This is a genomic window from Faecalibacterium sp. OF04-11AC (genome assembly GCF_003460645.1).
GTDB lineage: Bacteria > Bacillota > Clostridia > Oscillospirales > Ruminococcaceae > Faecalibacterium > Faecalibacterium prausnitzii_I.
Genome location: NZ_QTVP01000007.1, coordinates 59641 through 77581, shown reverse-complemented (window position 1 = coordinate 77581; position 17941 = coordinate 59641). Strand labels below are relative to the sequence as shown.

Here is a 17941-nt window from a genome sequence, read left to right as displayed (position 1 = left end):
ATGTAGGCAAAGACCGTTCTCCCGGACGGTCTTTGCAGTGAGAAAGGAAAACTGCCATGAGCATGAAGCGTTTTACTGTTTAATGGGAAGGCTCTTGGTACGGCTGGAGCCGTTGTAGGCTTTCAGTATCTGATGCATATACTTTTGATAGTTCGGTCCGCTCATGGCCTGACCGCTGCGATAGATTGTCACGGGGCTTGTACGCTTGAGCTGACGAATTAACCGCACCGGGTCGTATTCGTGATCGTACAGAGCGATGAAACGGACAACGCCTTGCAGTACCTCGGATCGAAGCGAATCAATGTCGCCTTCCCATGCTTCGGCCAGAACACGGAGAGCCTCCGTATAAATGCGTTCGCCATGCTGCCGATACTCACCAAAGGCCGTAGCGATGCAAGCGATTTTCCATTTTGCATGGCTCTGATTGAAGCTCAGGCCAAATCCAGCACGCTGGGTAGCACTCTGAAATGCGATGGCTTCCGGGTCGCCGCCATGAATTTTGGCGCGCAGCTTTGCACCTGCCGTAAGCGGTGCCGAGATACCCGTCTGCTGTGCAAACAGCAGGGCTTCTTCCTGTTCGGTCAAGCCAGAGTACACCTTGCAGACGATGTTGAGATCAGAATTGTTGTTCAGCAGCTTGCGGGCAGCGATGGTGTGCTGACCATCAAAGACATAGTAGTGACCGTCACGATAACTGACCTTGGGTGCGTTGGCAATGCGCTCGTCAAATTCAGCAGCGATGCGCTTGACGCGGCTGGCGTTGAGATGCCGCTGGTAGTAGCTACGAGGAACTTCCAGAAACTTACTGTTGATGACCATTTCGTGATGAACGAGTTTAATCATAGGCAAATTCTCCTTCCAGTTTAACGATATACTCTTTTGCTTTCTGCAAAAGTTCAACGACCTTTTGACGAATGTTCGGATTTTTAAGGAACTCTGGATAATGTTCAAAGCAGACGTCCAGACGATAGATCATTGCATCCGCTGCCGATTCCACCTCACTGAGCATTCCTTCTGCATCGGCCACCTGCTCAACGGATTCCATCTTATTAGACAAGACACGGATGGTTTGCAGTTCGGTCAATGCTTTTTGAGGTTTAGGCGGCTCCTCTATGACAGCAGGTATCGTTTCTACACTGCATGATAGTCCTTCCACAGCATCGGGCTGTTTCTTTTTCACTTTTTTCTTTTTTGTAGTGGATGAAGATTTATTGGTGAACTTCTTTGGTTCCTTTGGCATACAGATTTTCTCGACAAGTGCAGAGCGTTCTTCAGGAGGGGTTCGGGCAAGCGACATAATGTCTTTGGCCGTGCCTTTTACTGTACCTGACAGAATTTTCTGACGGCTTCCGGGTGAGATTTTCTCCGCTTCGTCTACGCAGTTTGCAAACTTTTCAGCACGAATGACCGTAATTCTGTTGACCCCATTTTCTTTTGCAATTCGATCACATGTTTTTTCTCCGCTGATCAAGTTATCATTATGATAACTTGATTTTGCATCTGCACTTTTGCGATCACCGCCATGGGCGACTTTTTCGGCTTCATACTGCTTTCCTAATAGATAATTTTTCTGTTCCGGCGAGAGGTTGCGCCGCCCAAGCTGGTTTTTACAAATCCAGATGATTACTTCAAAGCGATCTGCAAATTCCTTCTCATGGACGGTATACGGAATGTCAGGATGCTTCTGGAGAATAGCGTATCGGTTATGACCGTCAACAATCAGCCTATTCCAGACGATGATAGGATTGATAACCTTGCCATCATTGACGATGTTTTTCTCAAGTTGTTCCAGCTCCTCAAAAGTGAGTGGTGGAATCTTGCCCTGAAACTCCGGGTCAACTTTAAGCGCAGTCAATTTCATCATCGAACCGTCCTTTCTTAAAATAAGTGGCTTTAGGGCTGGTAGGCTGAATGTAATAGTCATAGCCAAAATTGGTCTGGCAGTAGGTGCAAGGTTCTCTGGTGAGCTGGTAGGGGTCTGCACGGCGGACGCGGATACCGCGCGCATTGCGGAATGCATTCAGGCAGCGGGGGCAGAGGGTGGTCAGGGTCGATTCATCTGGCTTGCGAGAAAAATTACGGCTCATAATCATTACCTCCGTATCGTTGGTGTGAATATTCGGTATGTAAAAAGCCCACCGCCTTGATTCAAAAGAATTCCGGTAGTGGGCTTTGGAGTCTTAGTTAAGTGTTCCACCCTATTTGTCCTCAACGCCCGGTGGATTTGGAATACACCTCGGTAAGCGGGGATTTGCACCAGCCGCTTTCATTGGCCTCTCGGCCACCCCGCCTTCTTTATGGCCGGGCCGCGAATTACGGAAGTCTCATTATTCTGTCCAAGGGAATGATATTCAGTTTTCAAGGTACGGCTTACAACTCCGGGCTTTTCCCTCGTTTTGGGGTGGTGCCCTTGCTGTGACCATAGTGTACCTGAAAACTGAACGCTTTTTTAGGACGTAACTGGTCCGGTTTTCCACTCAAAAACCGGACCTACTATGTCCGGTTTTGAGAAAAATAAATCGTTGATACGATAAAATTAAATTTACGACTCTCAAAAAGCGAAAAATGAATTTTTTCATAGAAAAAGCCCTCCCGGACGGAGACTATTACAAGTCATCCGTCCGGGAGGGCAATCGCATTACAAGTCCCTCGCTATTTCATCTAAGTTACGAGCAATGCGATGTAATTTAGCATAAAGCTGTCTCTTCAGTTGTTCTTCACGCTCCGATGGAGCCTTTCCCAATAACAAATAATCAAGTGAAGTATTGAAAGTTGCCACCATTTCAACATAAAGGTCAATTGATGGCGTTTCTTCCCCTCGCTCTATTCTACGGATATGGCGGTCGCTAGTGTTTAACTCGATAGCAAACTGCTCCTGTGTCATTCCATTTGCTTTACGCAATTGCTGAATTCGCTTGCCTGTGGCATAAGAATCAAAGTACATATGCCAGCCCTCCGACCACAGAGCAGCGCAGCCAATCGCCACACCACAGGGCCGGAGAACAAGCAGACATTCGGCGGCGGCATACTTGACCGCCGGGACTAGGTTTGTACTCAATCAATCTCTTTTTCATGTTTCTTCGTCCTTTCGTTGTCGATTATGGCAATGTGGGCGGAGCATGAGAAATACATTGTGTATCTCCCACGATAGTAAAAGGGATCACTCCCTATTGCTATTTATGATACGAAAACCAAATCCTGCTTACAGCATGGTATCAATCAACTGTACGATTAAATCACGCTGTTCAGGCCGTAAAGCAGACCATTTTTCAAGCATGGTGGCCTGCTCATGTGTAAGTACGATAGGTTCACGCTCAGCAGATTCAACCACTGAGAAAAATTCAGATACTGAAACGTTGAACGCATCACAAAGTTTTTCAAGGGTCGGCAAGGTAGGCATGATGTTTTTGCGATACCATGATGATATGGTGGTTGGTTTGATTCCAGCTTCGCTAGCCAAATCATAGATAGACCAGTTCCGCGCTTCACGATAGGACGTAATCGTATCCAATACGTTCTTCACCAGCCATTCACCTAGCCCTTCTTTTTGCAACTTGCGCTCATTATACATTAGTCAACAAAAAATTATAATCCTTTTAATCGTACTCAATGTACGACTTTCGGGCTTTAATGAAGGTGATGGTAGAAAGGAGAAAACACATCGTTCGGATCGTATCCCAAAAATTTCATGGATCACGTATCATTTGGGGGTTGAAATGAATAAATGTGTTGCAATTCAAAATATTTGGAATATACTTATATTAGCTTAATTCCAACAAAATGGGAGGTATAAATATGGCGAGAACTAAAGGGAGCAAGAATACTGTGCATTCCAAAAAGGCTGCTGTTGACTATGCTGCAATTGTTGAAGAAAAAGCAGCCGCCAAGAAACAAATTGAATCAGAAATCGAAGGACTGTCCGAAAATATTGGCACACTAAAGGAACAGCTAAAGCGGAAAAAAGCTGAATTAAAAACCGCAAGTAAAGAACTGGCAAAAGCCGAAACAAAAAAAGCAGCAGAAGAAGCAAAGGCAGCAGAAGAAGCTAAAAAAGCAGCAGCTGAAGATGTTCTAAAGAGACTGCTTGCAAGTGGTGTAACTGCTGAAGAAATCATTGCCAAACTTCAATGATGGTCTATGGGAGCTAGCAAACGAATCTGCCCGAACTGTGGGCGCAAAATGAAGCAGCAGTTCATCGGTCTGTTCCATTGCAAATGCGGCACAAGCTGGCGGCGCGATATTGGCTTCTTTGAACGCACCCCGGATATGGTGTTTGCGCTGGAACGGAAAGAGGTTGGAAGTAAGGTCAAGCAGCTTCCAGTGATACGCAATAAGTAAGCAAGGCCACCAGTCGGAAACGGCTGGTGCCTTGTTGCATTCATTCCTCGGAAATCCCAAGGTATTTATCAATTTCCACGATGCCATCACCTTTGATGTCCAGTAGATTTTCAAAAGCAATCACAGCACCATTGAGCTGCATAGTACGGAAAACCGGGTCAATGGCATCTACCTTTCCCGTTACGGTGACATAATTGCCAACCGCAGGAGTTTCCGGGTAAGCGGTATCTTCATTAAAATATTGTATTGTAATAGTCATGCCTTTTGTGACCTGCATCAGCTTATCCGATAGGTCCGCCATTTCTTCTTCTGTAAGAATTTTCTTGGTGACCCGTTCTGATCGCTGCTTTTCCTCTGCAAGCTGGTCATCATAGCCACGCAGGGCTGCAAACGGAGAAAAGATTTTGGCCCGGTTCTGAAGCGTCATTCGAGGGTGCTTGCGCAAGGATTCTTCGTTTTGAGGACGCTCCATATCAATAATGTCGGCATACTTTCGGGCCGTTTCCATCCCAACTTTACTTGTTTTGTAGTTTTCCATCGTGACCTCCTGCCCGGTGTCCGCCGATCTGTTCATTTCGCTGGCGCATTGTAGCACCATCCGTATAGCTGCTGGCCTTTAAGACTGCATTTTTTCCGTACTTTGTTTTGATACCAAGCATGGCCTGCTGGAGCTTCTTCTCCTTTTCCTGCTTCTTTGTGTCCGTGAAGAAGTCTACCTGATATATGCCCTCGTCTGGCGAAACTTTATTGGCGTTGAGCGTAAGGCGGCGCACAGTCAGTACAGGATCAGAAATACGCTCGAACAGCTTTACGCTTTCGGTAATGATGGTGCTTCCAAGGTTGGTAGGAACATCAAAACGGATTGTGCCATGTGCGGCCTTTGGTATCGTCCTGCCGTAGCGGTCAGTCTGGGTCTGACCGCGATAGCCGCCGTTATCTACATTTTCCCGGTCATATCCGACTTCCAGCGTCAGCGATTCTGTGACCAGCTTTTTCTCCGTCAGCCGGAACATCAGCGTTTCGGCCATTTCTCGGACAATGAGTTTGGCTTTATCGTTTGGATAGGGGCAGGATAGCACCTGTCCCTCGGAAATGCTGTTGGTGCTGGGCTTGTAACTTTTTATCTGCGCCATGCCACAAGGTTCATAACCCCATGCGTGGTCGATAAGCAGTTCTGCATCCACACCGAAAATCTCATAAAGCCTGTCCTCACCATGAACCGAAAACCGGGCAAGATCGCCCATCGTGTAGATACCATGCGCTTCCAGCTTTTTTACCGTTCCGGGGCCTGTCATCCAAAAATCTGTTAAAGGCCGATGATTCCACAGCAGATAGCGATATGATTGCTCATCCAGCTCTGCGATGCGAACACCGTCCTTATCTGCCGGAATATGTTTTGCCACAATATCCATTGCCAGCTTTGCAAGATATAAGTTGGTGCCGATTCCAGCGGTGGCTGTAATACCCGTAATGTACAGCACCTCCCGCACCATCGTCATGGCCAGTTCGTGTGCGGTCATTTTATAAAGCTGAAGATACCCGGTGGCATCGATAAAGACTTCATCAATGGAATACGGGTAAATGTCCTGCGGAGACACATATTTAAGATAAACTTTGTAAATTTGGGTGGAAACGTCCAGATAACGCTGCATCCGGGGCGGCGCAATTATGTAGCTCAAGCCCAGCGATGGGTCAGCATTCAGCGCATTTGCATCAAAGGACAAACTCGCAAAATGATATTTACCGTCCTCACCATGCACGGCCTTTTGGTGCCGGATAGCGTTTTGCAGTCGCTGCGCATTGACTTCTTTGACACGCTGCACGGCTTCAAAAAGCCTTGCACGTCCGGGTATCTTATAGGTTTTCAGTGAGGGTGATACTGCAAGGCAGATTGTTTTCTCCGTCCGGGATGCGTCAGCCACCACCAGATTAGTGATCAGAGGATCAAGATGGCGGTCAACGCATTCCACGGACGCATAGAAACTTTTGAGATCGATCGCCAGATAAGTGCGCTTTGCAGCCATCTTCTACACTCCTTTATTTGGATTCCACCTCCACGAACCATCTTCCAAACCGGGATGGAAATCGTGGGTCGCTGCGTTCAAAGAACAAATACTTTTCTTGACCTTTTACCATTACAGTATAGCAATCGCCGGGTAGATCGGCAATGGTATTTGCAGGGCGAAAATCTCGTACCTGTTCGATGGGATAGGTTCGCCCATCACCCCATGTAATTTGTCGGGGCTGCATATAACCTGTTGCATCAAAATCAGAAGTGACCTTAACATACACTTTTTCTGTTTTGCGATGGCAGTTTCGATTCATTCTTCACAGCTCCTTTGCAAAGTCCACAACTATTTATCTTATTATAATAAATCTTTACGCTGTTTTCAAGAGAAAGCACAACAATTGATAGCGATGAAAAAAAATACAGCTATATTTCAGTGTGAAGCCTGAATATAGCTGTATTTTTTTCTTTATGGATGATTTAATTGTTCTCCTCAAAGTTCTCGACCTGCTCCATGACCTTTTTGAAAACTTCGGGGCTGTACTGTGGAGGATAGCCGTTTTTTACAAGGCAGATCTTGATCTCCAGCTTCAACTGATTGCGGACGTTCTGATTGTTCAGCCAGTCAGCAAACTAAGATTTGGTGTCGATAATCTCTTTGACCTTTTGCGCCAGAGCCTTGCACTTGTCGTTGATGACAGCACACCGTCAACCTCTTTATCGGTTCCGTATTCAAAATCATACTGGTCCCGCAGGGCAAGGAGAATAAAGATAAAGAAAGGAATTTTTTTGTTTAACTATTCTCACTATTATTTGATTTAGTGATTTTTTTCTTCTTTGGAGAAACCAGTTTGTTACCGGAATAAATGGACATGCCCATACAAATCAATGAAGAATAGGCAAAGTATTTATGCGCAGTCATAGATTTTTTGATTCCAGAATAAATGCATCCCAACATACAGAAAAGTGCGCCTAAGGCCCAGTATTTATGTGATTTCATGATTTGATGCCTCCTTTGATTTAACTGATTCAATTATAACGTTTTTTTACGAAAATGCAAGCATTACCGGGAACGCTTTCATGTGGATGCTGTGACTGCCACTACGGTCATGATCGGTGGGCATTACGAACAAGGCTCACATGTAGCATTCGACTCCGAATATCAGCCGGCACACATATGAGGACGGAAAATGTAGCAGCTTTTGAAAAAAATTGCTTTTTTCTGCTCAAAGTGCTACAATCGGAATATACCGAATACAAAGGGAAGAAAGCTCCCATGCCAAGACCGCCACGGTGCCGTCAAATTTGTGGCGTATCACAGGTCGATACATTCTGTCCCAACGGGTGCGAGAATACCGAGCCGATCTTGCTGACGCTGGACGAATACGAGGTCATTCGGCTGGTTGACTTGGAGCAGCAAACCCACGAGCAGTGTGCCGCGCAGATGGACATTTCACGCTCTACCGTGCAGGAGATTTACGAAGGCGCACGGCGCAAGATCGCAGCGTGTCTTGTCCACGGGAAACCGCTGCACATCACCGGGGGAAACTACCGCATTTGCGGAGGATAGGAGGCAGCTCACTGCGGCCGTTGCTGCCGGATGCAGAGAACCAACATGGAAAAATTAGGCAAAACTTGCAAAGGAGATTCCATTATGAAAATTGCAGTTACCTATGAAAACGGTCAAATCTTTCAGCATTTCGGTCACACCGAGCAGTTCAAGCTTTATGAAGCTGTGGACGGCAAAATCACTCATGCGAAAGTCGTTGACACCAACGGCAGCGGGCACGGCGCACTGGCAGGCTTCCTGATGCAGAACGGCGTGGACACTTTGATTTGCGGAGGCATCGGCGGCGGTGCGCAGGCAGCTCTGGCCGAAGCGGGCATCAAGCTCTACGGCGGTGTCAGCGGGGACGCTGATGCCGCGGTGAGCGCATTGCTCAACGGAAATCTGGGCTACGATCCCAATGTTCACTGTGACCACCATGACCATGAGCACGGCGAGGCTGGTCACTCCTGCGGTGACCACGGCTGCGGCAAGCATAGCTGCCATTGATATGGAACGCACACTGACACAACTTCCGTTCTGGTCATCCTTGACCGAACGCGAAATGGACACACTACGCCGAAGTGCCTTTGTCCGTCATTATAAAAAGGGTGCGTTCGTTCACAGCAGCGACAATGAATGTCTCGGAATGCTGTTTATTCTTTCCGGCGAGATTCGCACCTATCTTCTCTCTGATGAGGGGCGGGAGGTAACGCTGTTCCGCCTGTATCCGGGCGAACTATGCGTGCTTTCCGCCTCCTGCGTGATCAGTCAGATCACCTTTGATACGCAAATGACTGCCGGAATGGATACGGACGTTCTGATTATCCCTGCAAATGTCATTGCTGCACTCAAGGAGAAAAATCTCCATGTCCGCTGTTTTCTCTATGAACTGGCAACGAAACGGTTTTCTGATGTGATGTGGGCGATGCAGCAGATCATGTTCAAGGGGCTGGATCAGCGGCTGGCAGAATTTCTCTTTGCCGAAGCGGAACGTACCGGCTCCGACACGATACGTATGACCCATGAGCAGATCGCCCAGCACATCAGCTCGGCACGGGAGGCAGTGGCACGGATGCTCAAAAGCTTCTCGGAGGACGGACTGGTGGAGCTGAAGCGTGGTGCAATCACGCTGCGGGATAAGAACAGATTAAATCGTCTAAAATAAAAAGGAATGTGACTTCGTCACGGAATAAAATCATAGATTTGCTACAATAAAAGCAGAAAAGCAGGAAGGAGTATCCACCATGAGAGAAACGAAATACGCAGGAACTCAAACCGAAAAAAACCTGATGGCTGCCTTTGCCGGTGAGTCCGAGGCACGCAACAAGTACACCTATTTTGCATCCAAGGCCAAGAAGGAAGGTTTTGAGCAGATCGCGGCACTGTTCCTCAAAACCGCTGATAATGAGAAGGAACACGCCAAGCTGTGGTTCAAGGAACTGAACGGTATTGGCGACACCGCAGAAAACCTTCTCTCCGCCGCTGAGGGTGAGAACTACGAGTGGACGGATATGTACGATGGCTTTGCCAAAACTGCCGATGAGGAAGGCTTTCATGAGCTGGCCCAGCGTTTCCGCCTGGTAGCCGCCATTGAAAAGCACCATGAGGAGCGCTACCGTGCCCTGTTGCACAATGTGGAGATGGCAGAGGTCTTTGCCAAGAGTGAGGTCAAGGTATGGGAGTGCCGCAACTGCGGTCACATTGTGATCGGTGAGAAAGCTCCGGAGGTTTGCCCTGCTTGCAATCATCCCCAGAGCTATTTTGAAATTCACGCAGAAAACTATTAAAGAAAGAAAAGGAGAATTATCATGGATCAGAAGTTTTACATTTGCAAGCATTGTGGCAACATCATTGCCAAAGTTAAGGACGTAGGCGTCCCTGTCGTCTGCTGCGGCGAGCCGATGAGCGAGATCGTTCCCGGCACCACCGACGCCGCCGTGGAGAAGCACGTTCCTGTCTGGACGGTGGAAAACGGCATCGTCCATGTCAAGGTCGGCTCCGTAGAGCACCCCATGCTGCCGGAGCACTACATCGAATGGGTATCTCTCCAGACCAAGCAGGGCAATCAGCGTAAGGAACTGCATCCCGGCGAAAAGCCGGAGGTCTGCTTCGCTCTCTGCGAGGGCGATGAGGTCGAGGCGGTCTACGCCTACTGCAACCTCCACAGTCTGTGGAAAGCGTAATTCACCTTCTTAAAATCCGGTGCTCAAAAAGCACCGGATTTTTTTTATCAATGTAACCTCGTCACAGAAAAGGACTTTGTCCTGCGGTATGATAAAGCCACAATCAAGAAAGAGCTGGCGAACATGAAAATCAATCTCAATCCCGATCAGGAGATTGTCAGCACCATCAGAAAAGGACTCAAGCGCACCGGCGGGTACTGCCCCTGCCGCAGGGAGCGCACAGAGGCAACCAAATGTATGTGCCAGGAGTTCAAGAATCCAATTGCAGATCCGCGCTTCGAGGGGGTCTGCCACTGTATGCTCTATTACAAATCCTTGTAGGATTAAGGGAGGAAAGCTATGCTGTCAAAGAAACTGGCTGCCATAGATAAGACGCGGTGTGTCGCCTGTGGTGTGTGTGAAAATACCTGTCCACTGGGGGCCGTCAAGGTGCGCCGTGGCTGCTACGCCGCCGTGGAGGCGGAACGCTGCGTAGGCTGCGGCAAGTGCGCAAAGCTCTGTCCCGTCGGATGCATTGAGGTGAAAGTGAGGGCTAACGCATGAAAGCAAAGCATTGGTACGATTACCTGTGGGTATATGCCATCATCTATTTTGCACTGGGCTTTTTCAATATCCTGTTCGCGTGGCTGGGTATGATCGATTTTCTTCTGCCGCTGCTTTTAGCCATCTTTGGCGGGAACAAATTCTTTTGCAACCGCCTCTGCGGACGGGGTCAACTGTTCAGCAAGCTGGGGACAGACCTTAAATGCTCCCGCTGCAAGCCCACGCCCCGCTGGATGTCCTCCAAGTGGTTCCGTTATGCCTTTTTGCTCTTTTTCCTGACGATGTTCGGCAACATGGTGTTCCAGACCTATCTGGTCGCTGCTGGTGCTACGTCCCTGCGGGAGGCCATTAAGCTGTTCTGGACATTCCGTGTGCCATGGGGCTGGACTTATACAGCCGGTACAGTCGCTGATTGGATGGCGCAGTTCAGCTTTGGCTTTTATAGCCTCATGCTGACCTCTCTGCTGCTGGGTCTGATCGTTATGGTGCTCTACAAGCCCCGCACATGGTGTGCGTTTTGTCCGATGGGAACCATGACGCAGGGTATTTGCAAGCTGAAAAACAAAGAATAAACAAAGATAACAGAACGGAGCCTTTCTCATGGCTGAACTGAAAATTACTGCTGCGAATTTTGAAAATGAGGTACTGCATTCCGACAAGCCCGTCCTGCTGGATTTCTATGCGGACTGGTGCGGACCGTGCAAAATGCTCTCTCCCGTACTGCATGAGCTTGCCGAAGAAAAAAGCGGTACGCTCAAGGTGGGCAAGGTCAATGTGGACGAGCAGATGGAGCTGGCGATGCGTTTTCAGGTATCCAGCATCCCGATGCTGGCCGTATTCAAGGATGGAAAGGCCATTACCAAATTGGTCGGCTATCGGCCTAAGTCGGAGATTGCCGCAATGGTGGAGGGCGCAAGATGAAAGTTGTGATCGTAGGCGGTGTGGCGGGCGGTGCTTCTGCCGCTGCCCGCATCCGCCGTTTGGATGAACACGCCCAGATCATCATGATCGAGCGCAGCGGCTATGTGTCCTATGCCAACTGCGGTCTGCCGTATTATGTGGGCGGTGTGATCAAGGAGCAAGAAGAACTGACACTGCAAACTCCGGAGAGCTTCTGGGACCGCTTTCGCATTGATGTGCGGGTACGGCAGGAAGTAACTGTGATCAATCCCACAGAGAAAACCGTCACCGTTCACGTATTGGATAGTGGAAAGGTCTACACAGAAACCTATGACAAACTGCTCCTCTCACCCGGCGCAAAGCCGACGGTTCCTGCGCTTTCCGGCGTCAGCAGTGAGCGTGTTTTCACGCTGCGCACCGTGGAGGATACCCTCCGCATTAGGCACTTTGTAGAGGATCAGAAGCCGAAAAGCGCTGTTTTGGCTGGCGGCGGCTTTATCGGTCTGGAAATGGCGGAAAACCTTACAGAAATGGGCGTTTCTGTCACCATCGTTCAGCGACCTAATCAGCTATTAGCACCACTGGATGCGGACATGGCGAGCTTTGTCCATGCGGAAATGCGCAGACACGGCGTGACTCTGCGGTTGGGTGAAACCGTCACCGGATTTCGACAGGACGGAGATTCCGTGCTGACCCTGCTGGAGGGTAGTGAGCCGCTGCATTCGGATATGGTTTTGCTGGCCATCGGTGTTACCCCGGATACGCATTTAGCAAAAGATGTCGGTCTTGAGCTTGGTATTCGTGGCAGCATCGCTGTCAACGAACGGATGGAAACCTCCGTGCCGGACATCTATGCTGTGGGCGATGCCGTAGAGGTCACCCATTTTGTAACCGGGCAGAAAGCGTTGATTTCGCTGGCGGGACCCGCCAACAAGCAGGGACGCATTGCCGCTGACAATATCTGTGGCGGCAATAGCCACTTTCACGGCTCTCAGGGCTCGTCTGTTCTGAAACTGTTCGGCTTGACAGCGGCCTCCACGGGGATCAATGAAAAAGCGGCGCAGGCAGCAGGAATCGCTTACGACAAAGTCGTGCTTTTCCCGGCATCCCACGCTGCCTATTACCCCGGCGCACAGTCTATGGCAATGAAGGTACTGTATGAAAAGGAAAGCCTGCGGCTGCTGGGTGCGCAGATCGTTGGCGGCGGGGGCGTGGACAAGCGTATTGATGTACTGGCAACGGCCATTCGCGCAAAAATGAAAGCTTTGGAACTGACGGAACTTGACCTTTCCTATGCGCCGCCCTATTCCTCTGCCAAGGATCCGGTCAATATGGCCGGTTTTATGATCGAGGATTTGGAGAGCGGGAAAGTACGGCAGTTCCATTGGAATGAGGTTGAGGACTTGCCTTGCGATGGCAATGCGACACTGCTGGATGTCCGTACAGAAGGCGAATATCGGCGTGGGCACTTGAATGGATTCCGCAATATTCCACTGGACGATCTGCGGGAGCATTTGGACGAGTTAGACCGGGGTAAGCCTGTTTATGTGAATTGCCAGACAGGGCTTCGCAGTTATCTGGCCTGCCGACTTTTGACGCAGTACGGTTTCACCTGTTCCCATCTCTCCGGCGGATACAGTTTTTATCAGGTCGTAACACAGGAGCGGCAGACAGCGCGGAGCGTCTATCCCTGCGGAATGGAGAAGCTATGAGTGAGAATTTATTTGGCTTGACGGTTGCGGCAGATAAAGGCTTAGATGATCTGCAGTGCCAGCGCCTTTTAAGCGAAAATCGCAGGTATCAGGAAGTCATGCTGCAATACCGATGTGCGCTGAAAGCACTGGAAAGCAGGTTGGAAATTCTAAACGAAGAGTTTTCATTGCAGCATGATCGCAATCCGATAGAAAGTATGAAAAGTCGCTTGAAGTCGCCGTCCAGCATTATGAATAAGATGCAGAAGCGCGGACTTTCTCTGGATTTTCCGACCATGCAGGCAAATATCATGGATATTGCCGGTGTGCGGGTGATCTGCTCTTTCGAGGAGGATGTGTTCTTTTTGGCAAAGTGCTTAAAAGATCAGTCTGACATTGAAATCATCACGGAGAAAGATTATATTTCACACCCTAAGCCAAATGGCTATCGCAGTCTGCACCTGACGATCCGGCTGCCGGTATTCTTTGCGGAAAAAGAGATCCATGTGCCAGTGGAGATACAACTCCGTACAATCGCTATGGACTTCTGGGCAAGCCTTGAGCATACCATCCGCTACAAGAAAAACTTGCCGATAAATGCTGAAGTCGAAACTGAATTGAAAGAGTGCGCCGATTCCAGCAGAGAATGGGACAGAAAAATGGAACATCTACTGCACATCTTAACATAGTGCGCTGGATATAAAATGAAAAGCACGCACTTTGGTGCTTGCCTTGGACTTGCCAGGGACCGCCTCATCCGCCTTGGATGGGCGACCCCTGCGAGCCCCAACCAATTTCTCCGCTTTCTGGTTTTCAGGCATAGTCTTTTCTGCTTTCGGCGGACTGCCACGGCACAGCTTTTTCGGCTTCTATAATTGTAAGGAACATGGCTTTTCGCTGAATGGAAAGCGAAGCTGACCCGGGCTGGGGCGGTCTGTATGAAAGCAATATTTTTTTTGAAATAATCTTGACAAAATTTATCAAGATTGATATGATAGTATTAACAAGCAAGCGAAAAGAGGATGTGGAGCATGATCATCACCAAAGAGACGGACTACGCGCTGCGCATTTTGCGGGTGCTGCTGGACGGGGAGAAGCATTCGGTGGCCGAGATGTCGGAAACGGAATTGATTCCCAATCAGTTTGCCTACCAGATTCTGCGCAAGCTCTCCGCCGGCAATTTGGTGCGGGTGAGCCGCGGCGCTCTCGGCGGCTGCGAGCTGTCCTGCGATCTGGACGCGACCTCCCTCTACGATCTCATGGGGGTCGTGGGGGAGCGGGGCATCCTGTGCGCCTGCATGGAGCCGGGATATGAATGCCGCTGGCATGACAAGCATGGGCGGTGCGCCATCCACTGTCAGCTGGCGGCCTTGCAGCAAAAGCAGGACGAGGCGTTCCGTGCCGTGAGCCTGCGCAGGCTGCTGACCGGCGGATTCGATCCCCAAGATACAAGTGAGCTGTAAAATTTTAAGAGGAGGTACCCGTATGCTGTTTCAAACCACGGCGGCGCACGAAGAGCTGCGCGCGAAGATCCGGAGTTTTGCGGAGGAGGAGATCAAGCCCCTCGCATTTTTAATGGATCAGAACAACGAGTTTCCCGATGAGGCTGTCAAGAAGCTGGGCAAGCTGGGCTGGATGGGCATTCCCTACCCCAAGGAGTACGGCGGTGCCGGTCTTGATGCCCTGAGCTACGCCATCGCGGTGGAGGAGCTGGCCCGTGTGGACGGTGGCACGGGCGTAATCCTCTCCGCCCACGTCTCCCTCGGCTCGTGGCCCATTTTCGCCTATGGCACCGAGGAGCAGAAGAAGAAATATCTGGTTCCGCTGGCCAAGGGCGAGAAGATCGGCGCCTTCGGCCTTACGGAGACCAACGCCGGATCTGACGCCGGCGGCACGGAGACCACGGCGCTGGATAAGGGGGACTACTACCTCCTCAACGGCGGCAAGATCTTCATTACCAACGCCCCTAAGGCGGACACCTATGTGGTTTTCGCCGTCACCACGCCGGACATCGGCACCCGGGGCATCTCCGCTTTCATCGTGGAGAAGGGCTGGAAGGGCTTTGAGTTCGGCGACCACTATGACAAGATGGGTATTCGCTCCTCTTCCACGGCGGAGCTGATCTTCAACAACGTGAAGGTTCCCAAGGAAAACCTATTGGGCAAGGAGGGCGAGGGCTTCAAGATTGCCATGTCCACACTGGACGGCGGACGCATCGGCATCGCCGCGCAGGCGCTGGGCATCGCCCAGGGCGCGTTTGAGCACGCGTTGAGCTATTCCAAGGAGCGCGTCCAGTTCGGCAAGCCCATCGCGGCCCAGCAGAGCATCGCCTTCAAGCTGGCGGATATGGCAACCAAGCTGCGCTGCGCCCGGTTCCTCATCTACTCCGCGGCGGAGCTGAAGGAGCAGCACGCGCCTTACGGCATGGAGTCCGCCATGGCGAAGATGTACGCCTCGGACATCGCGCTGGAGGTCACCAACGATGCCTTGCAGATCCACGGCGGCAGCGGCTACCTCAAGGGCATGGAGGTGGAACGGGCCTACCGCGACGCCAAGATCACCACCCTCTACGAGGGCACTAATGAGATCCAGCGGGTGGTCATCGCCTCTCATCTGTTGGGCAAGCTGGGCAAGAGCTCCGGCGGCGAGAGCCGTTCGGCGGCCAAGAAACCCGCGCCCATCACCGGCATTCGCAAAAAGACCATCTTCCGGGAGGGGGATGCTGCCCAGCAGGTGGCCGACCTTGTGGCGGCGCTGAAGAAGGATGGTCACGACTTCTCCGTGGGCATCCCTATGGATACGCCCATCCCGCAGGCGGAGCGGGTGGTCTCCGCGGGCAAGGGCATCGGGGAGAAAAAGAACATGAAACTGGTAGAGTCGCTGGCCAAGGCCGCCGGCGCGGCCATCGGTTCTTCCCGCCCTGTGGCGGAGACTCTCAAATATCTGCCGCTGAACCGCTATGTGGGTATGTCCGGTCAGAAGTTCACCGGCAATCTGTACATCGCCTGCGGCATCTCCGGCGCATCCCAGCACCTTAAGGGCATCAAGGACGCCTCCACCATCGTGGCCATCAATAAGAACGGTAACGCGCCTATCTTCAAGAACTGCGACTACGGCATCGTGGGCGATGTGGAGGAGATCCTGCCCCTGCTCACTGCCGCGCTGGATAGCGGCGAAAAGCTGCCCGCGCCGCCCATGGTAAAGATGAAGCGGCCCACGCCGCCGAAGCCCGCCCCCATCGGCGACCGCTACGTCTGCAGCGGCTGCGGCTACGAGTATGTGCCGGAGTTGGGCGACGAGGACGGCGAGATCGCGCCCGGTACGCTCTTTGAGCAGCTTCCCGCCGAGTGGGTGTGTCCCGAGTGCGCGGAGACGAAGGATCAATTTGTAAAGCTTGAGGCCGTGAAGGAGGCAAGATAAGATGTATTGCGTGCGTAAAGTAACGAACGACCTCTACTGGGTGGGCGCCAACGATCATCGCCTGGCCCTGTTTGAAAACTGCTTTCCCATTCCCCGGGGCGTAAGCTACAACGCCTACTGCCTGCTGGATGAAAAGACGGTGCTCTTTGACACGGTGGACTGGTCTGCCTGCCGCCAGCTTTTGGAAAATCTGGCGTATGTGCTGGATGGCCGCGAGCTGGACTACCTGCTGGTCAACCATCTGGAGCCGGATCACGCCGCCTGCATCGAGGAGATCCTGCTGCGCCATCCCAAGGTGAAATTGATCTCCAACGAGAAGGCATTCATGCTCATGCGGCAGTTCGGCTTCCATGTGGACGGACATGAGTGCATCGAGGTGAAGGAGGGCGACACCTTCTCCTTCGGCAAGCACACCGTCACCTTTGTGGGCGCGCCTATGGTTCACTGGCCGGAGGCCATGGTGACCCTCGACGTCACCGACGGCGTCCTCTTTTCCGCCGACGCCTTCGGCACCTTTGGCGCGCTGGACGGCAAGCTGTTCGCCGACGAGGTGGACTTCGAGCGGGACTGGCTGGACGACGCCCGTCGCTACCTTACCAACATCGTGGGCAAGTACGGCCCCCACATCCAGCTCCTGCTGAAAAAGGCCGGCGGCGTTTTGGATCAGATCAAGTACATCTGCCCGCTCCACGGCCCCGTGTGGCGCAAGGATCTGGGCTGGTTCATTGAAAAGTACGACACATGGAGCCGCTATGCCCCTGAGACCCAGGGCGTGCTCATCGTCTACGCCTCTATGTACGGCAACACGGAGAACGCGGCGCAGGCGCTGGCGACGTCGCTCTGCGATAAGGGCATGAGCAAGGTGGCGATGTACGATGTGTCCTCCACTCATGTCTCCCAGCTGATCTCCGAGGCGTTTAAGTACAGTCACATTGTCCTGGCCTCTGTGACCTACAACCTCGGCATCTACCCTGCCATGCATGACTTCCTCATGGATATGAAGGCACTGAATCTGCAAAACCGCACCTTTGCCATCATTGAAAACGGCTCATGGGCGGTGAAGTCCGGTGACCTCATGCAGAAATTCGTCAACAATGAGCTTAAGAACATGACGGTGCTCAACGAGCGGCTCAGCCTCGCCTCGTCCATGGGCACGGACAAGCGCACTGAGCTGGAAGCACTGGCGGACGCCATTCTGGAATCTATGAAGTAACTGGCAGGAAAGCCAAAACCAAGACAACAGACAACAAACAGCCCCACCGCGTCGGCGGCAGAAAAACCGGCTTTCAAAAACAGAGCGGGCAAGCGT

Annotated in this window: 26 protein-coding genes; 16 read left to right on the top strand and 10 right to left on the bottom strand. The window is 51.3% G+C overall.

Annotated features, from left to right (window positions below):
- Positions 1 to 72: 72 nt before the first annotated feature.
- From DXA70_RS05350 to DXA70_RS05330, 5 genes are all read right to left on the bottom strand, one after another.
- A complete protein-coding gene (locus DXA70_RS05350) occupies positions 73 to 843 on the bottom strand; it encodes a DUF6551 family protein (protein WP_055190039.1) in 771 nt (256 codons plus the stop codon).
- Positions 836 to 1864, bottom strand: coding sequence for a hypothetical protein (locus DXA70_RS05345; RefSeq protein ID WP_128117816.1), 1029 nt, complete (start codon positions 1862 to 1864; stop codon positions 836 to 838). Before DXA70_RS05345 ends, DXA70_RS05350 begins: the two co-directional genes overlap by 8 nt.
- Complete coding sequence (locus DXA70_RS05340) at positions 1842 to 2087, bottom strand: hypothetical protein (RefSeq protein WP_117949741.1); 246 nt, start codon at positions 2085 to 2087, stop codon at positions 1842 to 1844. Before DXA70_RS05340 ends, DXA70_RS05345 begins: the two co-directional genes overlap by 23 nt.
- A 551-nt stretch (positions 2088 to 2638) precedes the next feature.
- A complete protein-coding gene (locus tag DXA70_RS05335) occupies positions 2639 to 2944 on the bottom strand; it encodes a helix-turn-helix transcriptional regulator (RefSeq protein WP_117949743.1) in 306 nt (101 codons plus the stop codon).
- 258 nt (positions 2945 to 3202) lie between these two features.
- Complete coding sequence (locus tag DXA70_RS05330) at positions 3203 to 3523, bottom strand: helix-turn-helix transcriptional regulator (protein WP_158565134.1); 321 nt, start codon at positions 3521 to 3523, stop codon at positions 3203 to 3205.
- A 272-nt stretch (positions 3524 to 3795) separates the two neighbouring features.
- Between DXA70_RS05330 and DXA70_RS05325 the strand changes: the two genes are divergently transcribed.
- Together DXA70_RS05325 and DXA70_RS05320 are read left to right on the top strand one after the other, a co-directional pair.
- Positions 3796 to 4131, top strand: coding sequence for a hypothetical protein (locus DXA70_RS05325; RefSeq protein WP_117949747.1), 336 nt, complete (start codon positions 3796 to 3798; stop codon positions 4129 to 4131).
- 48 nt (positions 4132 to 4179) lie between these two features.
- Positions 4180 to 4338, top strand: a complete 159-nt coding sequence (locus tag DXA70_RS05320; RefSeq protein WP_243001117.1) for a hypothetical protein — start codon at positions 4180 to 4182, stop codon at positions 4336 to 4338.
- Positions 4339 to 4378: 40 nt separating this feature from the next.
- Here DXA70_RS05320 and DXA70_RS05315 read toward each other — a convergent pair whose 3' ends face one another.
- From DXA70_RS05315 to DXA70_RS05290, 5 genes are all read right to left on the bottom strand, one after another.
- Complete coding sequence (locus DXA70_RS05315) at positions 4379 to 4876, bottom strand: YolD-like family protein (protein ID WP_117949751.1); 498 nt, start codon at positions 4874 to 4876, stop codon at positions 4379 to 4381.
- A complete protein-coding gene (locus DXA70_RS05310; protein ID WP_117949753.1) occupies positions 4854 to 6362 on the bottom strand; it encodes a DNA methylase in 1509 nt (502 codons plus the stop codon). Before DXA70_RS05310 ends, DXA70_RS05315 begins: the two co-directional genes overlap by 23 nt.
- A gap of 13 nt (positions 6363 to 6375) precedes the next feature.
- Entirely contained in the window at positions 6376 to 6663 is a 288-nt protein-coding gene (locus tag DXA70_RS05305) for a hypothetical protein (RefSeq protein ID WP_117949755.1), read from the bottom strand.
- Positions 6664 to 6826: 163 nt separating this feature from the next.
- Entirely contained in the window at positions 6827 to 6940 is a 114-nt protein-coding gene (locus tag DXA70_RS14195; protein WP_243001115.1) for a type I restriction enzyme endonuclease domain-containing protein, read from the bottom strand.
- Positions 6941 to 7139: 199 nt separating this feature from the next.
- Positions 7140 to 7346, bottom strand: coding sequence for a DUF6219 family protein (locus DXA70_RS05290; RefSeq protein ID WP_117949757.1), 207 nt, complete (start codon positions 7344 to 7346; stop codon positions 7140 to 7142).
- Positions 7347 to 7523: 177 nt separating this feature from the next.
- On the opposite strand from DXA70_RS05290, the gene DXA70_RS15330 reads away from it, so the two are divergent.
- From DXA70_RS15330 to DXA70_RS05225, 14 genes are all read left to right on the top strand, one after another.
- Entirely contained in the window at positions 7524 to 7916 is a 393-nt protein-coding gene (locus DXA70_RS15330; RefSeq protein ID WP_347553494.1) for a DUF134 domain-containing protein, read from the top strand.
- 84 nt (positions 7917 to 8000) lie between these two features.
- On the top strand, positions 8001 to 8402 hold the full coding sequence (locus DXA70_RS15325) for a NifB/NifX family molybdenum-iron cluster-binding protein (protein ID WP_347553493.1): 402 nt from the start codon (positions 8001 to 8003) through the stop codon (positions 8400 to 8402).
- On the top strand, positions 8332 to 9060 hold the full coding sequence (locus tag DXA70_RS05280; RefSeq protein WP_227622987.1) for a Crp/Fnr family transcriptional regulator: 729 nt from the start codon (positions 8332 to 8334) through the stop codon (positions 9058 to 9060). The genes DXA70_RS15325 and DXA70_RS05280 overlap by 71 nt, the downstream gene beginning before the upstream one ends.
- Before the next feature lie 79 nt (positions 9061 to 9139).
- The gene (gene rbr, locus DXA70_RS05275) at positions 9140 to 9682 is read left to right on the top strand and encodes a rubrerythrin (protein WP_112146309.1); all 543 of its coding nucleotides are present in this window, start codon (positions 9140 to 9142) and stop codon (positions 9680 to 9682) included.
- Positions 9683 to 9703: 21 nt separating this feature from the next.
- On the top strand, positions 9704 to 10078 hold the full coding sequence (locus DXA70_RS05270; RefSeq protein ID WP_128117814.1) for a desulfoferrodoxin family protein: 375 nt from the start codon (positions 9704 to 9706) through the stop codon (positions 10076 to 10078).
- A gap of 81 nt (positions 10079 to 10159) precedes the next feature.
- A complete protein-coding gene (locus DXA70_RS05265; protein WP_347553500.1) occupies positions 10160 to 10399 on the top strand; it encodes a ferredoxin-thioredoxin reductase catalytic domain-containing protein in 240 nt (79 codons plus the stop codon).
- 18 nt (positions 10400 to 10417) lie between these two features.
- Positions 10418 to 10621 (top strand): 4Fe-4S binding protein, encoded by a 204-nt coding sequence (locus DXA70_RS05260; RefSeq protein WP_128117812.1) that lies wholly within the window; start codon positions 10418 to 10420, stop codon positions 10619 to 10621.
- Positions 10618 to 11193 (top strand): 4Fe-4S binding protein, encoded by a 576-nt coding sequence (locus DXA70_RS05255; RefSeq protein ID WP_128117811.1) that lies wholly within the window; start codon positions 10618 to 10620, stop codon positions 11191 to 11193. Before DXA70_RS05260 ends, DXA70_RS05255 begins: the two co-directional genes overlap by 4 nt.
- Before the next feature lie 28 nt (positions 11194 to 11221).
- Positions 11222 to 11542: a thioredoxin gene (trxA, locus tag DXA70_RS05250; RefSeq protein ID WP_097771463.1), complete on the top strand. Its 321-nt coding sequence runs from the start codon at positions 11222 to 11224 to the stop codon at positions 11540 to 11542.
- The gene (locus DXA70_RS05245) at positions 11539 to 13233 is read left to right on the top strand and encodes an FAD-dependent oxidoreductase (RefSeq protein ID WP_128117810.1); all 1695 of its coding nucleotides are present in this window, start codon (positions 11539 to 11541) and stop codon (positions 13231 to 13233) included. The genes trxA and DXA70_RS05245 overlap by 4 nt, the downstream gene beginning before the upstream one ends.
- Entirely contained in the window at positions 13230 to 13901 is a 672-nt protein-coding gene (locus tag DXA70_RS05240; protein WP_097782393.1) for a GTP pyrophosphokinase family protein, read from the top strand. Before DXA70_RS05245 ends, DXA70_RS05240 begins: the two co-directional genes overlap by 4 nt.
- 342 nt (positions 13902 to 14243) lie before the next feature.
- A complete protein-coding gene (locus tag DXA70_RS05235; protein ID WP_128117809.1) occupies positions 14244 to 14675 on the top strand; it encodes an Rrf2 family transcriptional regulator in 432 nt (143 codons plus the stop codon).
- A 22-nt stretch (positions 14676 to 14697) separates the two neighbouring features.
- Entirely contained in the window at positions 14698 to 16632 is a 1935-nt protein-coding gene (locus tag DXA70_RS05230) for an acyl-CoA dehydrogenase family protein (RefSeq protein ID WP_128117808.1), read from the top strand.
- A 1-nt stretch (position 16633) separates the two neighbouring features.
- Positions 16634 to 17845, top strand: a complete 1212-nt coding sequence (locus tag DXA70_RS05225; RefSeq protein WP_005946385.1) for an FprA family A-type flavoprotein — start codon at positions 16634 to 16636, stop codon at positions 17843 to 17845.
- Positions 17846 to 17941: the final 96 nt, after the last annotated feature.

Bases quoted from the DNA above. Each gene is read 5' to 3' on its own strand.
- DXA70_RS05350 (WP_055190039.1), bottom strand. From the start codon at position 843: ATGATTAAACTCGTTCATCACGAAATGGTCATCAACAGTAAGTTTCTG.
- DXA70_RS05345 (WP_128117816.1), bottom strand. From the start codon at position 1,864: ATGATGAAATTGACTGCGCTTAAAGTTGACCCGGAGTTTCAGGGCAAG.
- DXA70_RS05340 (WP_117949741.1), bottom strand. From the start codon at position 2,087: ATGAGCCGTAATTTTTCTCGCAAGCCAGATGAATCGACCCTGACCACC.
- DXA70_RS05335 (WP_117949743.1), bottom strand. From the start codon at position 2,944: ATGTACTTTGATTCTTATGCCACAGGCAAGCGAATTCAGCAATTGCGT.
- DXA70_RS05325 (WP_117949747.1), top strand. From the start codon at position 3,796: ATGGCGAGAACTAAAGGGAGCAAGAATACTGTGCATTCCAAAAAGGCT.
- DXA70_RS05320 (WP_243001117.1), top strand. From the start codon at position 4,180: ATGAAGCAGCAGTTCATCGGTCTGTTCCATTGCAAATGCGGCACAAGC.
- DXA70_RS05315 (WP_117949751.1), bottom strand. From the start codon at position 4,876: ATGGAAAACTACAAAACAAGTAAAGTTGGGATGGAAACGGCCCGAAAG.
- DXA70_RS05310 (WP_117949753.1), bottom strand. From the start codon at position 6,362: ATGGCTGCAAAGCGCACTTATCTGGCGATCGATCTCAAAAGTTTCTAT.
- DXA70_RS05305 (WP_117949755.1), bottom strand. From the start codon at position 6,663: ATGAATCGAAACTGCCATCGCAAAACAGAAAAAGTGTATGTTAAGGTC.
- DXA70_RS05290 (WP_117949757.1), bottom strand. From the start codon at position 7,346: ATGAAATCACATAAATACTGGGCCTTAGGCGCACTTTTCTGTATGTTG.
- DXA70_RS15330 (WP_347553494.1), top strand. From the start codon at position 7,524: ATGAGGACGGAAAATGTAGCAGCTTTTGAAAAAAATTGCTTTTTTCTG.
- DXA70_RS15325 (WP_347553493.1), top strand. From the start codon at position 8,001: ATGAAAATTGCAGTTACCTATGAAAACGGTCAAATCTTTCAGCATTTC.
- DXA70_RS05280 (WP_227622987.1), top strand. From the start codon at position 8,332: ATGACCATGAGCACGGCGAGGCTGGTCACTCCTGCGGTGACCACGGCT.
- rbr (WP_112146309.1), top strand. From the start codon at position 9,140: ATGAGAGAAACGAAATACGCAGGAACTCAAACCGAAAAAAACCTGATG.
- DXA70_RS05270 (WP_128117814.1), top strand. From the start codon at position 9,704: ATGGATCAGAAGTTTTACATTTGCAAGCATTGTGGCAACATCATTGCC.
- DXA70_RS05260 (WP_128117812.1), top strand. From the start codon at position 10,418: ATGCTGTCAAAGAAACTGGCTGCCATAGATAAGACGCGGTGTGTCGCC.
- DXA70_RS05255 (WP_128117811.1), top strand. From the start codon at position 10,618: ATGAAAGCAAAGCATTGGTACGATTACCTGTGGGTATATGCCATCATC.
- trxA (WP_097771463.1), top strand. From the start codon at position 11,222: ATGGCTGAACTGAAAATTACTGCTGCGAATTTTGAAAATGAGGTACTG.
- DXA70_RS05245 (WP_128117810.1), top strand. From the start codon at position 11,539: ATGAAAGTTGTGATCGTAGGCGGTGTGGCGGGCGGTGCTTCTGCCGCT.
- DXA70_RS05240 (WP_097782393.1), top strand. From the start codon at position 13,230: ATGAGTGAGAATTTATTTGGCTTGACGGTTGCGGCAGATAAAGGCTTA.
- DXA70_RS05235 (WP_128117809.1), top strand. From the start codon at position 14,244: ATGATCATCACCAAAGAGACGGACTACGCGCTGCGCATTTTGCGGGTG.
- DXA70_RS05230 (WP_128117808.1), top strand. From the start codon at position 14,698: ATGCTGTTTCAAACCACGGCGGCGCACGAAGAGCTGCGCGCGAAGATC.
- DXA70_RS05225 (WP_005946385.1), top strand. From the start codon at position 16,634: ATGTATTGCGTGCGTAAAGTAACGAACGACCTCTACTGGGTGGGCGCC.